Here is a 16,367-nt window from a genome sequence, read left to right as displayed (position 1 = left end):
TAAGGAGTGTCGGTATGGAGGAACGTTTTTTCGCTGCATTTATTCATTGTTTTTTTATTGCTTTAGGAGTTATCATCGGCGGTTCTATTATCGGAAGCATTGGAGATTTCGCCACTGGCGACGCTGCACTGACATCAATGAACCGTATTGCAGAACGCTTAAGAATTTGGGGAATTGTCGCTGCCATCGGCGGTACGTTTGACGCTATCGCCAATTTTGAAAGAGGGTTATTTGACGGCACACCTATGGATTTAATTAAACAAATATTACTCATTTTATCAGCAATGGGCGGAGTGAAAGTTGGCCTGATTATCATTCAATGGTTTTCCCAAGGAGATGTTCCCTGATGCATATTCCTCCTTATCATAAAAAAACAAGCTGGCAGCTTATTTTTGTCGGATTCTTTTTTGGCAGCATCCTTTCCTATATTATCTTTATCTATATGTACGAAACCATGTACGAAGAAATATTACAAGAAAATATCGAGTTGTCTAATGAGGTAAACGAACTGGAACAAACCAACCAGACACTTTTAAAAGATAAGGAAGATTTAAGCGAGCAAACGAAACAACCTCTTACCGTTTCCAGAATCACTGTCGAAATAGAGGATCCGGAATCCATGCGGATTGATTTACTCATGCAGGATCAGCTGCAAGGTTTAATTCATGAAGAAATCAATCATGTTATCGGCGAAGAAGTAGAACTTGTTTCCCGCTCAGACAAGCTTTTGATTGCAACGATTGAAAATAAATCCTTCACGCTTGATGGGATGAGCTACCAATTCGCCGTCAAACAAATTGTCTTTGGACCGGATTTAAAAATCATCGTTTTACCGGACTCCGTAAGTTAATACCTCAACTTTCGCACTTAAAAAAAGATGAGAAGGTAAAGTGTAAGGCGACCGCTAGTAGGATATTCTAAACGGTTGAAATAGCTGAACAAATAAAGCTATTATTTCATCTAACTTCATCAGGATATTATTTCTTCCAAGCGCTGTAGAATCCTATTAGAGCGCAGGCCAAACACGGAGACTCCTAGGAGGTTTGCAGGCTAAACCCGTGACTCCTGGGGCCTTAGATTACTCACCCCATCGAAGTGCGTTGTCTCAGGCGCCTGCACTTGCACGTCCTGGGACTGCGCTTACTCGCCCCATCAAAACCGTTGTACGTCGGAAAGCGGAGGGCTTGGCCGGAGCGGAAGCTATACACCATATCTTGTTCATCCTGGAACAGCAACGTTTATATGCTTATTCTTAGGTACGAAAGTTGAGTTAATACAAAATAGGCAGACAACACCTACTCGTTCGATGCTCCAACATATATTCCAGAGTGTTATAAGATTATATCCCATTTCGTCCATAACACCGTTAGAAATAATTCAAAAACACTTAAGCTGACAATCCCATGTGTATTGTTCCTTTACGCCTGTTCCTCGCAAACTTTTTCTAAGTCAGCAACTAAATAGTTTCCTTCTTCCCAGGAATATACGGTTGCACCAGAAGCTAACGGGTGTCCGCCGCCATTATACTTGCCTGCTACCTGATTGATAACCACTCCTTTTGAGCGGATACGTACCCGGATTTGACTTTCTTCCTCAATAAGAAAGACCCAAGCTTTCATTCCTTTAACATCCGCTACTACCTGAACCAGCTGATTGGTTTCTTCTACACTGACATCATATTTTTCCAATAACTCCGTTGTTAATTTAATGACACACAACCCATTTTCGGATAATTGAAAGTGCTGTAAAATATAGCCGCTCAACCGCAATACCTTTTCTTCCGCCTGATATAATCCGTCATACAGCGCTGTCCGGTCAAAATCATAACGAACCAGCTCGCCGGCATATTGAAAAGTTTTAACCGTTGTGCTTGGAAATTTAAATCTGCCAGTATCTCCAACAATCCCTGCATACAACAGACGAGCTGCTTCATTATTTAACCCCCACCCTCGTGATTTTGCCTCTAAAGCAAGTTCAACAATCATTTCTGAGGTAGAGCTGGAATCCGTGGAGACCCATTCTATATCTCCGTAAGAGTCTGTCTTCGGATGATGATCAATTTTGATTAACTGTTTTCCTGTATGATAGCGCTCATCATCGATCCGAGGCTGGTTCGCTGTATCACAGACAATCACCAGGCTTTCTTGATACATTGCATCGGATACTTCATCCATATGTGCTAAAAAAGACAATGACGAAACAGTCTCCCCTGCCGCGTAAACTTCCTTTTCCGGAAATGAATGTTTGATTAACGCCTTTAATCCCATCTGCGAACCAATAGCATCCGGATCTGGTCTGACATGCCGGTGAATAATTATTTTTTCGTTTGTTTCAATCGCTTTAATAATTTTTGTAATTTCCATGACAATCCCCTTTTCAATATCTGTTTTAACCATGAATTCTCCTGTACTATTCCTTTAAAAAAAGGTACAATGATTATAGAATTTAAGAATATGTAATTAGGAGCGTTAAAATGGTTATCTTTCCAATATTAATTATAATTTCAGCTGTTTTTTATATCTATTATAAAGTAGCAATTTTGAGAGAAAAAAGTACATTAACGCAAAAATATTTCAATGGCCGGGCCAGATCCTGCCTGGGAGCATTCTTGATAGCTTTTGCCATCAATCAATATGCATTACTGCTTACACAAATCAGTTTATTTGTTGGTCTGGTTATCTTTGCTTTTGGCGTCTTGCAGCTTGTCCGCGGCTTAAAGGAAGCGCGTCATTATCAAAAAGAGTGGAGACGATTGTATCCACAATGAATACGCTGCTTAAAAACAACTGGATTCCATAAGGTTCCAGTTGTTTTTAGTTGATTCCCTATTGTTTTCACTGCCTTCCAGTATACTCTCTTGGTCTGTTCCCCGTTCTTCGCAACATCTCATCAAGCGGCTAACGATTAATCAGTTGAGCCATAATTAACGACCGTCCCACTATCGTCTGTTCATGCATAACTTCTATATCTATTTTGGCATATAAACGGCCGACGTCAAGCAGCGTCGGTTTAATATATAACATACTGTCAATAGGTACAGGTTTGCTGAAATAAACGGTAATGTTTTCAATCGAGATTTCCGCATCTTTTTCTATTTTCATCATTTTTTCGCATGCTTCGGCAATTAAAGCTGTAAATACACCATGCGATAACGTTCCTAAATGATTGGTCATTTGCGGTATAACATGCGCTTCAAATAAACCATCTTCACTTGGCACCTCTGACATATTCGTAGCCACAATGTCCTCGATGGTTTCTCCAACTTGCGGCTGTCTCTGGATTTGCTGCATTGCCTTCAATACATCCTGCCTGGAAACAACACCTTTCAGTATTTGCGACTCGTCCACTACTGGAACAAGTTCAATTCCTTCCCATACCATCATGTGCGCCACAGAGGCTAAAGACGTTTTTTCCTGCACGACAATCGGTTTACGACTCATGATACGATCAACAAACGTACCTTGCTCTTTTCCGACAATGTCACGCGAGGAAACCATGCCTACTACTTTCATGCGGTCATCCACTACTGGAAATCGTGTATGGGAAGAAACCTCATTATTAATATACCAATCTTTGACTTGCTGTTTGGTTGTTAAATAATAAGCCGATTCAAACGGCGTTGCAATATCTCCTACAAAAACAATTTCCTTCTTAATCAATTGATCGTAAATGGCACGATTAATCATTGCTGCAACTGTATACGTGTCATAACTTGTTGAAATAATAGGCAGTTGTTTTTCATTGGCAAGCTGTTTTACAGAATCATCTGTATCAAATCCTCCTGTAATAAGCACTGCCGCTCCGGCTTCTAAAGCAAATCGATGTACTTCAAGGCGATTCCCGACAATTAATAACGAATCAGCTTGTGTATAGCGTTTTATTGCGTCTAATTGCATGGCACCAATGACAAATTTGCGGAGCGTTTTATGCAGACCGTCTCTGCCGCCCAATACTTGTCCATCAATAATATTGACGACCTCAGCAAAGGTCAGTTCCTCAAAATTATCTTTCTTTTTCTTCTCAATCCGGATGGTCCCTACCCGCTCGATCGTACTGACAATCCCCTGATTCTCTGCTTCTTTGATTGCTCGGTAAGCCGTTCCATCGCTCACATTCAATTCTTTTGCAATTTGACGGACAGATATCTTGCTTCCTATTTGTAAGGATAAAATATGCTGTAAAATTTGTTCATGCTTTGTTGCCATCTGCCATCACCTTCTTTTCAACTGTACTATATAAAACATATTAGTTTTATTATACAATTATAACAGGCGAATCTCAATGGCTGCGCAATTTCTTCTTATTTATTCCCTCCTGTTCCATAATTGGAGGCCGGGACATTTGGAGTAGTGTTGCAAAATTGGCGGCTATGAAGATAAACGCAAATAATAACCAGCATCCCCAAAATAAAAATTCCAACGAGCTGGAAGATTGCGGAATCATCGGCCAAGCAATGTAAACAAAAAAAGCAGCTAATAATAATCTTAAAATAATATTGGTTTTCAAAACGGCATCCCCCTTTTTATAAGTGTATGAGAGAGGCCTGTTTCTATGCAAAAAACCACAGAGTAATACAACTCTGTGGTCTTCTTCTGTGCGTACGTTTATTTTATTTTTAGAGGATGTTCAAAAAGTCCAATAAAAATGACACGGCGAGAAAAGGAACTTCTACTAAGAACGCCCACGTCGGTGTGGCGGGCGTAGAAGTCACCACAACACGCGAGAAGTCTGTTCGAAAAAGTCTCGTCACCTTGAACTTTCGACGCACAAATGTTTTCGGTGAGACGAGTAAACGCAGTCCCAGGACGTGCTAGTGTCGGCGCCTGAGACAACGCACTTCGGTGGGGTAAGTAATCTAAGGCCCCAGGATGTCGCGAACTCAGCCGACTTGGTCCTATTTACCGGACTTTTTGAACACACACTTTTAGCAATCTCTTTTAAGAGGATAAATCAATGGTTTCTCCGATCTGCATAACGTGTGCATTACCGCCCTTCACTTTAGATGCCCAGGCTTCCGGATCCTGAACAATTGGCGGGAAGGTATTATAATGCACAGGAACCACTTTCTTGGCGTTCACCCATTCAGCTGCAAGCAGTGCATCGCTTGGCCCCATTGTAAAGTTATCTCCAATTGGGATAAAGGCAATATCGATGTCATTTAATTCACCGTACATTTTTAAATCGCTAAATAATGCTGTGTCCCCCAAGTGATAAATCGTTTTTCCATTTACTGTAAGGAGTATCCCGGCAGGCATACCGCCATAAACAACTGTTCCATCCTCTTCATTATAGGCAGATCCATGAAATGCCTGTGTCAATTGTACTTTACCAAATTCAAAATCACGGGATCCACCAATATGCAGAGGATGTGTGTTGAGCCCTTTGGATCCAAGATGGTTAGCGAGTTCTGTCGGCGCTACTACCAGCGCATCATTATTCTTCGCTATTTCTTCTGTATCTCCAACATGATCATTATGAGCATGCGTCAGGAGAATAACATCTACTTTTTCCGTACTCGGATTCAAATCACATGCCTCATTACCATTGATATACGGGTCAATAATGATACGATGATTTCCAGTGTCTACTTTTACTACAGAATGTCCATGAAAAGATACTTTCACTTCAAATCTCTCCTTTTACATAGCTTGAATGTTTATTAGATTATATAGTGTGTTTTCCCGCTGCCCGTTATTTTCATGCATCTTTTTTCAAGATTTATTTATTAAATTTCTTTTTCAACGCAGCCAGTTCATCATCCACATCATTATTATCCTCTAGCGCTTCAAATTCCTCATCCAGCGTGCGCGCACTTTCATTTAAATCTTCTGAAGTTTCTGCTTCTGCTTCGTATTGAAGTACTTTTTCTTCCATTCTTTCAAAACCTTGACGGGATTGATCGCTGCCAATGGAAGACATCGTACGATTCATTTTCGTTTTTGTTTTTGCCGATTCTGCACGAGCTTTCAAGGAGTCTTTTTTCAATTTCATTTCTTGGTATTCTTTTTTCATTTCTGTTAATTTTTCTTTCAGTACTTGAACATCTCCATCGGCACGCTCCCAAGAAGCTTGCAGCGAAGTATACGATTTTTCCTGATTTCTTTTATCTTCTAATGCCTTTTTGGCCAGCTCATCATTATCTGCTTCTACTGCTTTTTCAGCTTGTTCCTGCCGCTTTTCCACCATAGCCTTTGCATCATTAGCTTTACGCTTCAGCATTTTTTCATTGGCCATCTGTTTTGCTACAGCAGCTTCGACATCTTCAATATCCTGACCCATGTCCCGCAAGTACTGTTCTAACATCTTGACAGGATCTTCCGCCTTATCAATCATTGCATTCAGTTCTGAACTGACAATGGTTTTCATTCTGTTAAAAAATTGAAACATACTAATCCTCCTCTTAGAATAAGTAATCGTAGTGTACGGTTCCTGTACAATAAGAAATACGATTGATTTCGCAAAAAGTTTCATTTTTATCGGATTTTTTCTTTATATCTGCTATAATTTTTTAGAGAACACGATTATATCCGTCATCCAGGGAAATTAACAATATAAATAGATTAGGAGGCAAAATAATAATGACAGATAGAATGAACCATTTATTTGCCGAGCTCAAAAAACAACAGGCAGACAGTTGTTTCATCAGTTCCAAAGCAAATGTATATTATTTAAGCGGATATTACACCGATCCGCATGAAAGGGTTATCGGCATTATACTTATCGACGGGATCGATCCTATCTTCTTATTACCTAAAATGGAAGAAGAAGATGCAAGAAATGCCGGCTGGGAGTATTTGATTGTAAGCTATTATGACCATGAAGACCCTTGGCAGACGCTGCAGGCCTTCTTGAAAAAACAAGAAAAAAATCCTTCTGTCCTGGCTGTGGAAAAAGATCATTTAACAATCCGGCGTTTCAATCAACTTCAGGAAATCTTTCCAAATGCAACCTATATCGATGCGACAGACGCCATTCAAAATCTGCGTCTGATTAAGTCCAAAAAAGAACATGAGTATTTAAAAACCGCTGGAGAATTAGCTGATTTAGGCGTTAAAACCGGCGTTGAAGCATTAAAAGAAGGCGTCTCTGAACTGGAAGTTGTTGCAACAATCGAGCATACGTTGAAAAAACAAGGAATTCGTGAAATGTCATTCCAGACAATGGCATTATTTGGTGCGAAAACAGCTTCTCCACACGGAAATCCTGACAAAACACCTTTAGAAAAAAACAGCCTTGTTCTTTTTGATCTAGGGGTGATTTATCAAGGATATTGTTCTGACATTACCCGGACAGTTGCTTATGGGGATATTAGTGATGAACAGAAACAAATATACAATACCGTACTGCAAGCCAATGAAAAAGCGATTGAAGCCAGTAAAGCAGGTACTGCTGTCGGCGAACTGGATAAGATTGCAAGAGACTATATTACCGAACAAGGATACGGAGAATATTTTACACACAGACTTGGGCACGGATTAGGCATCGAAACACATGAATTTCCTTCCATGCATCGTGAAAATACACTTCCCATCGAACCTGGAATGTGCTTTACGATTGAACCGGGTATTTATGTACCGAATGTTGGTGGTGTAAGAATTGAAGATATGCTGTTCACCACCAACTACATGCCTTTAGAACTGACAAAATATCCTAAAACATTACAAGTGATTACTTAATACCGCTTACTAGCTGTATCCATATCTGCCCCGATTTTTTAATTAAAATCGGGGTTTTCTTTTTCAATATTACGCACCTCGCTATTGTCAAGATTTTTCATATAAAAAGTGTTTATTCATTTCATTTTTTGACTATTTTCCGAATGTTAATGTAATTGCAAGGAATTTATTTGTATCGCTTTCAAAATAGGTATATAATAATAATAGAAAGGGGAGATGAATCATGGAATACACAAATATTGTTGTGGCAGTAGATGGATCGAAAGCTGCTGAAAAGGCATTCAGCCATTCACTCGATATCGCTAAACGAAACAGTGCCCGCCTCATTCTTGCTCATGTGGTGGATTCCCGTACTTTTTCAACAGCTGAAGCATATGACCGTTCATTAACGGAAAGAGCAGAAACCTATGCAAAAGAATTATTAGATGATTATGTGGAACAAGCTGAAGCAGCTGGGGTAACAGATATTGTCCGCTGTATTGAGTACGGATCTCCTAAAGTAAAAATTGCTAAAGAAATCGCCGGTAATTTTGAAGCTGATTTAGTGATTTGTGGTGCAACCGGTATGAATGCGGTCGAACGTTTCCTGATTGGAAGTGTCTCTGAAAGCATTACAAGATATGCCAGCTGTGATGTGCTTGTGGTCCGCTAAAACGGAAACAGCACGGTGAAAATCCTTATTTTTTTACTAAAAATGTACCAAAAAGCCTTTTCCCTAAAAAATGTTACGGGGAAAGGCTTTTTTTAGCAGTACTTTAAAGTACTTTCTATCATTTCATCCTATAATAAGGCTGGTATACCTTCATCTATGGATTGGCATAAAAAAACAGGCTCCTTTCCATGCAGTTTTCACATAGAAACAAGCCTATTTTCAGAGGTGGTTACAAACCAATAATCCATTCATTTAAAAGCATCACTAAATACGACATCATACACTATTATCGCCATATTTATTGACTTAAACGGATCGTATCCCGGGCAATCATGACCTCTTCATTGGTTGGAACCACGAGGACTTTTACCGGAGAATGCGGGTAGTTCACGAACTGTTCTTTTCCGCGGACGTCATTCAATCTTGGATCCCAATAGATACCCATGAATTCCAATCCTTTAAGAATTTTTTCGCGGATAGTAACACTGTTCTCTCCAATACCTGCAGTGAAAATAATCGCATCGACCCCATTCATTTTCGCAGCATAAGATCCGATATATTTATGAATTCTGCCTGCAAATACATCTAATGCCAATTCTGCACGATGATTTGTCTCTGCCTCGTTTTCTATGTCACGTAAGTCACTGGAGAATCCAGATAAAGCCAGCATGCCGCTTTCTTTATTTAATACATGCAAGACTTCGTCCACTGTTTTACCGGTGCGTTCCATAATATAAGGAATCAAAGCCGGATCAATATTTCCTGACCTCGTTCCCATGGTTACCCCGGCAAGCGGTGTAAAGCCCATGGAAGTATCAATAGATTCCCCATCTTTAATGGCTGTCACACTAGCGCCGTTACCAATATGACACGAGATTAAACGAAGTTTTTCCAGCGGTCTTCCGATAAGCTCTGCCGCACGTTCAGAAACATATTTGTGAGATGTGCCGTGGAAACCGTATTTACGAATTCCATAGTCTTCATAATAATTTCTCGGTAAACTATACAAATAGGATGACTCCGGCATTGTCTGATGGAAAGCCGTATCGAACACGGCAACCATTGGAACGTTTGGCAAAATTTCTTTAAAAGCATTGATTCCTGTTAAATTTGCCGGGTTATGCAATGGAGCCAGTTCGGATACTTCTTCGATTTTTTGAATAACTTCATCATTTAACAGAACCGAATCAGAAAAGAATTCTCCGCCGTGGACAACACGGTGCCCCACCGCATCAATTTCATCAAATGATTGAATAATTCCCTGTGAAATCAATGCATCCAATAGCATTTTTACTGCTACGCTGTGGTCAGGGATATCTATAACAGTTTTATCCTCCTTTCCATCAGCCTCTATTTTGAAAATAGATTCCGGCATACCGATTCGTTCTACAATACCAATTGCAGCTACTTCTTCTTCCGGCATTTTAATTAACTGAAACTTTAAAGATGAACTGCCGGCATTAATTGCTAATATATTACTCATTGTCATTCCACTCCTCTATCTCAATTCAACCTGTCCGGATAAGTTGTAAACCATTGATTGATTTGGTTAATAATATCTGCCATTGCCTGGGCATTCTTAAATGAAGGTAATTGAACAAGTAACGGTTGGTTCGGTTCCTTTGTCCCTTCTCCTTTTTTCTGAAGGATTAATATACTTTTCGCTTGGTTTTTTGACTTGAAAGAGGTTTCCGGAAGCCGGATAACACCGACAATATGGGCCGTTTTTTGCAGAAATGCATGCAGTTTATCCGACTGGTCACTATCAAATAAAAATTCCGGGATAACAGCAATAAAGTACCCGCCATCTTTAACATATTTTAAACTCTGTTCAATGAACAGATGGTGTGCATAGGAATGTCCTTCATCCGCCTTTAATTGATATTCTTCTGCTGTTACATCATCCGGATAATACCCGACCGGCAAATCCGTGACAACCATATCCACGGGTTCAATTAAAAATGGCCTTAAACTATCCTGCTGATAAAAACTGATTTCTTTTTTTTGCAAATCAGCATTTAATACAGCCAGTTCGATTAAAGTTGAATCTACTTCGGAAGCATATGCTTTAAAAGGATTCTCCAATTGATTCAACACAATGGTAAGTAAATTAGCTGTTCCGCCTGCCGGGTCAAAAATACTAACCTGCCCTTTTTTATCAATTAATTTATTTACTAAGTAACTGATTAAAAAACCTACCGTATCAGGTGTCATCAGGTGCTGCTGCTGTGATCCGCCCTTCATTCCTTTTAGAACAGCAAGGCCGAGCGCTTTTCGATACGTTTCTGCATCATATCCCTCTTCATTGAACGTTTTAACCGGCTCAATAACCTTTTGCTTGGTTTCGTCGTCCAGTTCTTCCTGTGCGCTGTCATCTAAAAAGATGTTTAATGCTATAATCAAACTTTCCAAATAAATTTCATTCTTTGAATTTTGTATTATTTCGGTCACTTCATCCATACATGTAAATAATTTCTCGACATTTGATTGCTCCATGGCACGTCCTCCAATCCAATCTAACAACTTACTATTTTAACAATACTTATACCAGTTGTAAAAGGAAGTTCACTGGCATTCCTTTTTGTTTTCACAAGTTATTCGGAAAACACGAACATTATAGAGATATTATTCTAAAACGTTCATTTTCTATATTGAAATTTTCTCATCTATCTGCTATAGTAGTTGTCGTGTTTTAACTCGTATATTCTCAGTAATATGGTCTGAGCGTTTCTACCTGGTTCCCGTCAAAGAGCCGGACTACGAAGTTAAAGTCTATGTTAACATTTACTATTTCCTTTTGATTTATATCAATACATTTCTGTTATACATAACTTTAGCTGTTCAAGTCCGGAAGGGGAAAATCACCCTATTTTCCGGACTTTTTTTCATTGTCTAGGAAATTATAAAATTAATTGCTTGTGGATAACTGGGTACAGATAAATGGCCACGTCCAGCTCCAAGCGCCAAAAACTAGGAGACTTCACGTCGTGCCCTACGATAAGTCATCATCGGTTCGTCACCTCACCGTGATTCCTTTATCTCAGTTACGCCGCTCCAGTCTCTACGTTTTTAAGCAGGCGCTTTGCGCTTTTGTTCTTTTAAACTGTCATTTAACTATTAATCAGAAGGGAAGTTCCATTCATGAAGTTTACTAATAAACTCAATCAATTTTTTCATTTATCCGAACATAAAACCAATACGCGGACAGAACTGACAGCAGGATTAACCGTATTTATGACGATGCTTTATGTCTTGATTATCGTTCCCGGCATGCTGGAAGAAGCGGGGATGCCGGTAGGTCCTATTACAGTATCAGTTATTCTGATGACAGGGGTCATAACTATTCTGATGGGATTATTCAGCAACCGTCCTTTCGCGCTTGCTCCCGGGCTTGGATCCGTTGCATTTTTATCCGTCACCCTGGTTCTTGCTGAAGGAATTCCTTGGCAAACTGCTATGGGAATGGTTTTTATCTCAGGTATATTATTTGTACTCTTTACCGTTTTTGGTTTAAGACAAATGATTGTCCGCCTCATCCCGCCGGCAATCAAACTATCCATCGGCGCAGGTGTCGGTTTATTTATTGCGCTTATTGGTTTCCGGAATGCGGGACTCGTAGTAGCAGATGAAAGTGCTAATTCCCTGCAATTGGGAGACGTCAGTTCACCCAGCTCAATATTAGCGCTTATTGGGTTTGTTATCATGAGTGTACTTCTCGCCCGTAATGTCCGTGGTCATTTACTCATCGGTATTGTGCTTGTAACGATTATTGGTATCCCAATGGGGGTAACACAGCTTCCAGATTCCATATTTTCGTTGCCGGAAAGTCCCGGACCTGTTTTATTTCAATTAGATATCATGGATGCGTTAAAGCTCGCTTATTTCCCATTTATGCTTGCCTTTTTTGTTCCCGATTTTTTCTCTACCCTCGGTACCATGCTGGGTGTGGCTGGAAAAGGAAATATGTTGGATAAGAACGGCAACCTGCCGAATATAGACAGGCCTTTTATGGTAGATGCGGGCGGGACTACTTTAGGTTCTTTCTTTTCCGTTCCTGTCATGACTACTTATGTGGAATCGGCAGCTGGTGTCGAAGCAGGAGGACGTACCGGATTAACGGCCGTTTCCACAGGTATCTTATTTTTAGCAACGCTGTTTGTGACACCGGTTATCATGATCATCCCTACCGAAGCAACAGCTCCAGCCTTGATATTAGTCGGATTAACGATGCTTTCTTCTGTAAAAAACATTGATTTTACAGATATTACGGAATCACTTCCAGCATTTATAACGATTGTTATTACCATATTTACATTCAACTTCGGAAATGGGATCTCGGCTGGTATTATTATGTATGTTCTTGTAAAAGCCTTCTCCGGAAGAATAAAAGAAGTGCACCCGGGATTGTTTATCTTAGTTATTCCATTGCTTATTTATTTTATAACCTTAGCAGAATAAAGTAACCTGACAGAAAGCACACAAGGAGGAAAAAAGAATGAAATATAGTCGAAATCGTATTGTCGCTGCAGCACGCGGAGATATAAAAATGGATTTGGTTATTCGGAACGCGCAATTAGTGAATGTGTTTACGGCAGAAATATATACTGCTGACATTGGAATCAAAGAGAACCGGTTCAGTGCTATTGCTGCTTATGAAAATGATATGCCTTCCTTTCATATGGAAGGAGAAAAAGAATTAGACGCCAAAGGAAAATATGCCATTCCAGGATTGATTGACTGTCACGTGCATATTGAGAGCACAATGGTTACACCGGATATGTTTGCTCGCGAAGTTTTACGTAATGGCACAACAACAGCCGTCATTGATCCTCACGAAATTGGCAATGTACTTGGTAAAGAAGGCGTTGAATATATGGCAGCTGCCAGCAGAAATCTGCCGGTGCAAATCTTGCTTACCATTCCTTCTTGTGTACCAGCTGTACCGGGTGTGGAAACAGCCGGTGCTGCATTTGGACCGGAAGATATTGACGAATTGTTAGATTTACCGGAAGCAGTCGGTATTGCAGAAGTCATGGATTATGTCGGCGTCATTAATCAAGATGACCGCATGGCCGGCATTGTCGAAGCTGGCCTTCAAAAAAATATGTTGAATGAAGGACACTTGCCAAGAGTGTATGGAAAAGATTTACAAGCTTATCTGGCTGCCGGGGTAAACACAGATCACGAAAGCCGTAAATCTGATGAAATTATCGAGAAATTAAGAGCCGGCATGCTTGTTTACATCCGTGAATCCAGTGTCAGCCAATTTGCTGATATCGCAGCGGAAGCTTGGAAAACACTTCCTTATGCTTCAAATATTGCGATGTGTACAGATGATGTGGAACCGAGTGATATGTTGAAAAACGGGCAAATGAGCCGGGTTGTGCGCCGCTGTATCGAAGAAGGGATTCCTGCACCACTCGCTATTCGTTATGCAAGCTTAAACGGCGCTGTCCGATTCGGATTGCGGGATCAAGGCGCGATTGCTCCTGGGTATATCGCCAGCTTCTCTCTTGTAAATACCATGGAAGATATGGATATCAATGATGTATTTGTAGAAGGAAAACAGATGGTAAAAGAAAAGCAAGTAATGGAAACAATTGCAAGTGAAGTGCCGCCATTAGCCAAAAACACTGTTTCTATCCCGGCATTAACAGAAGAAGATTTTCAAATCCCTGCCCCTGTACAGAATGGCAAAGTAATGGTTAATACGATGGAGATGCTGCCAATTGGCACGACACAAAAAAGTACGACAGATCTGGACGTTGTTAACGGGGTAATTTCCTCCTTACCAGATGATTATTTATATGTTTCGGTGACAGGAAGACATGGCCAAGGCAGAAAACCATTTGTAGGCATATTGAAAAATGCCGGATTACAAGAAGGAGCCTACGCAACAACCATTGCCCACGACAGTCACAACCTAGTCATTGTAGGAAAAAACACAAAAGACATGCTGTTAGCGGCAAAGCAATTAGAAGCTTCCGGCGGCGGACTTTGCCTTGTTTCTAATCAAGAAGTAAAAGCACAAGTGGATCTTCCCATTGCCGGCTTAATGGCAGCAGAGCCTGTAGAAGAACTTGCCCCCAAAATTGATGCTTTTAATCAAGCAGCCAGTTCTATGGGAGTAAAGGTTGGCAGACGCTCCCCTTCTATGGCTTTATCCTCTTTGACTTTATCTGTCATCCCTGAGGTACGTATCACCGATATAGGCTTGCTGGACGTTGCAGCTCAAGAATTCATTCCGTTATTTGAAACAGAACAATAAGCTAAAAAAGCATGGCTCCTATGCATAGGAGCCATGCTTTTTTAGCTTATTTATTTTGATTTTAAGTGTTCCAGTACCGCATCATAATCAGGATGGTCTGATACTTCAGGAACATATTCCACATACGTAATTTGATTGTTTTCATCCACCACAAAAACAGAGCGGGCTAATAACCGAAGTTCTTTAATAAGCACCCCGTATTTCTCCCCGAAATCTGCAGAACGGTGATCAGATAACGTTTCAACGTTTTCTATACCATTTGCGCCGCACCAGCGTTTTTGGGCAAAAGGTAAATCCATACTAAGTGTCAGTACCGATACATTGTCCAGACTGGCTGCTTCTTCATTAAAACGACGAGTCTGTTCAGAGCATACGCCGGTATCTAAAGAAGGCACCACACTGATTAATTTTACCTTTCCATCATAATCAGCAAGCGACTTCTCCGATAAATCATTCGCAAGCACGGTAAAGTCAGGAGCATTAGTACCTACTTTTTGTTCTTCTCCTAATAGTGTAACAGGTTCTTGTTTAAATGTAGCTTGTCTTGTCATAATATTTCTCCTCCCCATCTTTACAATTCTCGTTCCATTCCTATTATGGGGATTAGTCGGTAAACTGTCCAATTATAGCTATTGTGCCGTTTGTCTAAATTTCAAAACGGGTAAGAATAGACTCCAGATCCTCTTTTTCTTTCTTCTTGTCTTTCTCTTCTTTATTTTCTTCCTTGGCTTCATGCTCAGATGCTTTTTCTTGCTCTTTGGCATCCTTTTCCTGCATTAGCGGTGGTTGTTCCATTTGACTTTCTTTCTGATTTTCTTTTTCCGGCTTGCCAGACCGCTGCAGTAATTCCGGGATTAAATCAATTATCTTTTCATATAGGTGCGCGTGCTGATCCATATGCACCAGCTCCATATTACCTTCTTTCAATACTAAAAAAGCAACCGGTGTAATGGATACACCTCCGCCGCTTCCTCCTCCAAACGGGATGTCCTGTTCTTCCAACTCATTTGACTGTAATTCACCCGGCATAAATTCACTTCCGCCAGCTGCGAAGCCAAAACCTACCTTTGATACCGGAATAATAACTGTTCCATCGGGAGCTTTTAAAGGGTCGCCAATAATGGTATTTACTTCCACCATCTTTTGTATACTTTTCATCGCACTGGACATTAAACCTTCTATCGGATGTTCTGTCATTTTCTAACCTCCTTCATTTTTAAAGCACGTATGATTCCGACAATAGCTTTTCCTAAGCGGAAGGAAATCATGCATGAAAAATCCATCTCTAAACGGTTGTTTTTAAAATCCGGCTGCACTTGGATTTGCGGGTTTTTGCTGAACTTTAGATATTGCCCAAGGTAACCGATTAACCAGCCTTTCATAGCCCAGATTGTGCCGTTAAAAACAGCTGTGGTAAATGCATTTCCCGTTCCTCCGCGGGTTCGCCATTTGAAATCAAGCACATGGAATGGTTGTAACAAAGACGGGAGTCGCAGTTCTTTTAATAATTGCTGTTTGCTCCGCCGCAGAAGTTTATAATAATCAAGGTAGCTTTTTTCCATTTCTGTCTGATCAAATCGTGGTAGGCGCAAACACTTTTCCTTGATGACACACCATCGATACAAAAAGACAGAGATCTGCAGCACTTGCTTATCTGGAAATTGGTAATCCACTTGAATCGCCCATTTGCTTTGCAAGAAAAAGAGAAAGATTAAAACAATCCCCGCGATAAGAATTAAAATAAGGTACATACTATGCATGATCAGCTCTC

Annotated in this window: 17 protein-coding genes and 1 riboswitch; of the genes, 7 read left to right on the top strand and 10 right to left on the bottom strand. The window is 40.3% G+C overall.

What is annotated here, in order from left to right; translation table 11 throughout:
- The first annotated feature begins 14 nt into the window (after positions 1–14).
- Positions 15–347, top strand: a complete 333-nt coding sequence (locus ACFQ19_RS08440; protein ID WP_040979768.1) for a YtrH family sporulation protein — start codon at positions 15–17, stop codon at positions 345–347.
- Positions 347–850 carry a sporulation membrane protein YtrI gene (ytrI, locus tag ACFQ19_RS08435; protein WP_379591640.1) on the top strand — a complete coding sequence of 168 codons (504 nt, stop codon included), beginning with the start codon at positions 347–349 and terminating at the stop codon, positions 848–850. Before ACFQ19_RS08440 ends, ytrI begins: the two co-directional genes overlap by 1 nt.
- 568 nt (positions 851–1,418) lie before the next feature.
- Here ytrI and ACFQ19_RS08430 read toward each other — a convergent pair.
- The gene (locus ACFQ19_RS08430) at positions 1,419–2,396 is read right to left on the bottom strand and encodes a DHH family phosphoesterase (RefSeq protein ID WP_379591639.1); all 978 of its coding nucleotides are present in this window, start codon (positions 2,394–2,396) and stop codon (positions 1,419–1,421) included.
- 77 nt (positions 2,397–2,473) lie between these two features.
- On the opposite strand from ACFQ19_RS08430, the gene ACFQ19_RS08425 reads away from it, so the two are divergent.
- Entirely contained in the window at positions 2,474–2,767 is a 294-nt protein-coding gene (locus ACFQ19_RS08425; protein ID WP_379591638.1) for a YtpI family protein, read from the top strand.
- Between the two features lie 130 nt (positions 2,768–2,897).
- Here the strand turns inward: ACFQ19_RS08425 and ACFQ19_RS08420 are convergent, their stop codons facing one another.
- The 4 genes from ACFQ19_RS08420 to ACFQ19_RS08405 all read right to left on the bottom strand — a co-directional run bounded on the left by ACFQ19_RS08420 (position 2,898) and on the right by ACFQ19_RS08405 (position 6,387).
- Complete coding sequence (locus ACFQ19_RS08420; RefSeq protein ID WP_379591637.1) at positions 2,898–4,205, bottom strand: DRTGG domain-containing protein; 1,308 nt, start codon at positions 4,203–4,205, stop codon at positions 2,898–2,900.
- 73 nt (positions 4,206–4,278) lie between these two features.
- Positions 4,279–4,506 (bottom strand): hypothetical protein, encoded by a 228-nt coding sequence (locus ACFQ19_RS08415; RefSeq protein ID WP_379591636.1) that lies wholly within the window; start codon positions 4,504–4,506, stop codon positions 4,279–4,281.
- 431 nt (positions 4,507–4,937) lie between these two features.
- Positions 4,938–5,624, bottom strand: coding sequence for a metal-dependent hydrolase (locus tag ACFQ19_RS08410; RefSeq protein ID WP_379591635.1), 687 nt, complete (start codon positions 5,622–5,624; stop codon positions 4,938–4,940).
- Positions 5,625–5,718: 94 nt separating this feature from the next.
- Positions 5,719–6,387: a PspA/IM30 family protein gene (locus ACFQ19_RS08405; protein WP_379591634.1), complete on the bottom strand. Its 669-nt coding sequence runs from the start codon at positions 6,385–6,387 to the stop codon at positions 5,719–5,721.
- Positions 6,388–6,578: 191 nt separating this feature from the next.
- Between ACFQ19_RS08405 and ACFQ19_RS08400 the strand changes: the two genes are divergently transcribed.
- Both ACFQ19_RS08400 and ACFQ19_RS08395 read left to right on the top strand, forming a co-directional pair.
- Positions 6,579–7,676 carry an aminopeptidase P family protein gene (locus tag ACFQ19_RS08400; RefSeq protein WP_379591633.1) on the top strand — a complete coding sequence of 366 codons (1,098 nt, stop codon included), beginning with the start codon at positions 6,579–6,581 and terminating at the stop codon, positions 7,674–7,676.
- A gap of 223 nt (positions 7,677–7,899) precedes the next feature.
- Positions 7,900–8,328, top strand: a complete 429-nt coding sequence (locus ACFQ19_RS08395; protein ID WP_379591632.1) for a universal stress protein — start codon at positions 7,900–7,902, stop codon at positions 8,326–8,328.
- Between the two features lie 298 nt (positions 8,329–8,626).
- On the opposite strand, the gene ACFQ19_RS08390 is transcribed toward ACFQ19_RS08395, so the two are convergent.
- Positions 8,627–9,811 carry an acetate kinase gene (locus tag ACFQ19_RS08390; RefSeq protein WP_379591631.1) on the bottom strand — a complete coding sequence of 395 codons (1,185 nt, stop codon included), beginning with the start codon at positions 9,809–9,811 and terminating at the stop codon, positions 8,627–8,629.
- A 20-nt stretch (positions 9,812–9,831) separates the two neighbouring features.
- Positions 9,832–10,824: a class I SAM-dependent methyltransferase gene (locus ACFQ19_RS08385; RefSeq protein ID WP_379591630.1), complete on the bottom strand. Its 993-nt coding sequence runs from the start codon at positions 10,822–10,824 to the stop codon at positions 9,832–9,834.
- Positions 10,825–11,005: 181 nt separating this feature from the next.
- Positions 11,006–11,109: riboswitch (purine riboswitch) on the top strand.
- Positions 11,110–11,469: 360 nt separating this feature from the next.
- On the opposite strand from ACFQ19_RS08385, the gene ACFQ19_RS08380 reads away from it, so the two are divergent.
- Entirely contained in the window at positions 11,470–12,786 is a 1,317-nt protein-coding gene (locus ACFQ19_RS08380) for an NCS2 family permease (RefSeq protein WP_379591629.1), read from the top strand.
- Between the two features lie 37 nt (positions 12,787–12,823).
- On the top strand, positions 12,824–14,596 hold the full coding sequence (gene ade / locus ACFQ19_RS08375) for an adenine deaminase (protein WP_379591628.1): 1,773 nt from the start codon (positions 12,824–12,826) through the stop codon (positions 14,594–14,596).
- A 50-nt stretch (positions 14,597–14,646) separates the two neighbouring features.
- On the opposite strand, the gene tpx is transcribed toward ade, so the two are convergent.
- From tpx to ACFQ19_RS08360, 3 genes are all read right to left on the bottom strand, one after another.
- Positions 14,647–15,147, bottom strand: a complete 501-nt coding sequence (gene tpx, locus ACFQ19_RS08370) for a thiol peroxidase (protein ID WP_379591627.1) — start codon at positions 15,145–15,147, stop codon at positions 14,647–14,649.
- 94 nt (positions 15,148–15,241) lie between these two features.
- Positions 15,242–15,793: a GerW family sporulation protein gene (gene ytfJ, locus ACFQ19_RS08365; RefSeq protein WP_379591626.1), complete on the bottom strand. Its 552-nt coding sequence runs from the start codon at positions 15,791–15,793 to the stop codon at positions 15,242–15,244.
- The gene (locus tag ACFQ19_RS08360; RefSeq protein WP_379591625.1) at positions 15,790–16,356 is read right to left on the bottom strand and encodes a DUF2953 domain-containing protein; all 567 of its coding nucleotides are present in this window, start codon (positions 16,354–16,356) and stop codon (positions 15,790–15,792) included. Before ACFQ19_RS08360 ends, ytfJ begins: the two co-directional genes overlap by 4 nt.
- Between the last annotated feature and the right edge of the window lie 11 nt (positions 16,357–16,367).

Source organism: Oceanobacillus locisalsi, assembly GCF_042675985.1.
GTDB classification, from domain to species: Bacteria; Bacillota; Bacilli; order Bacillales; family Amphibacillaceae; genus Oceanobacillus; species Oceanobacillus locisalsi.
This window is presented reverse-complemented; position numbering and strand designations above follow the sequence as displayed.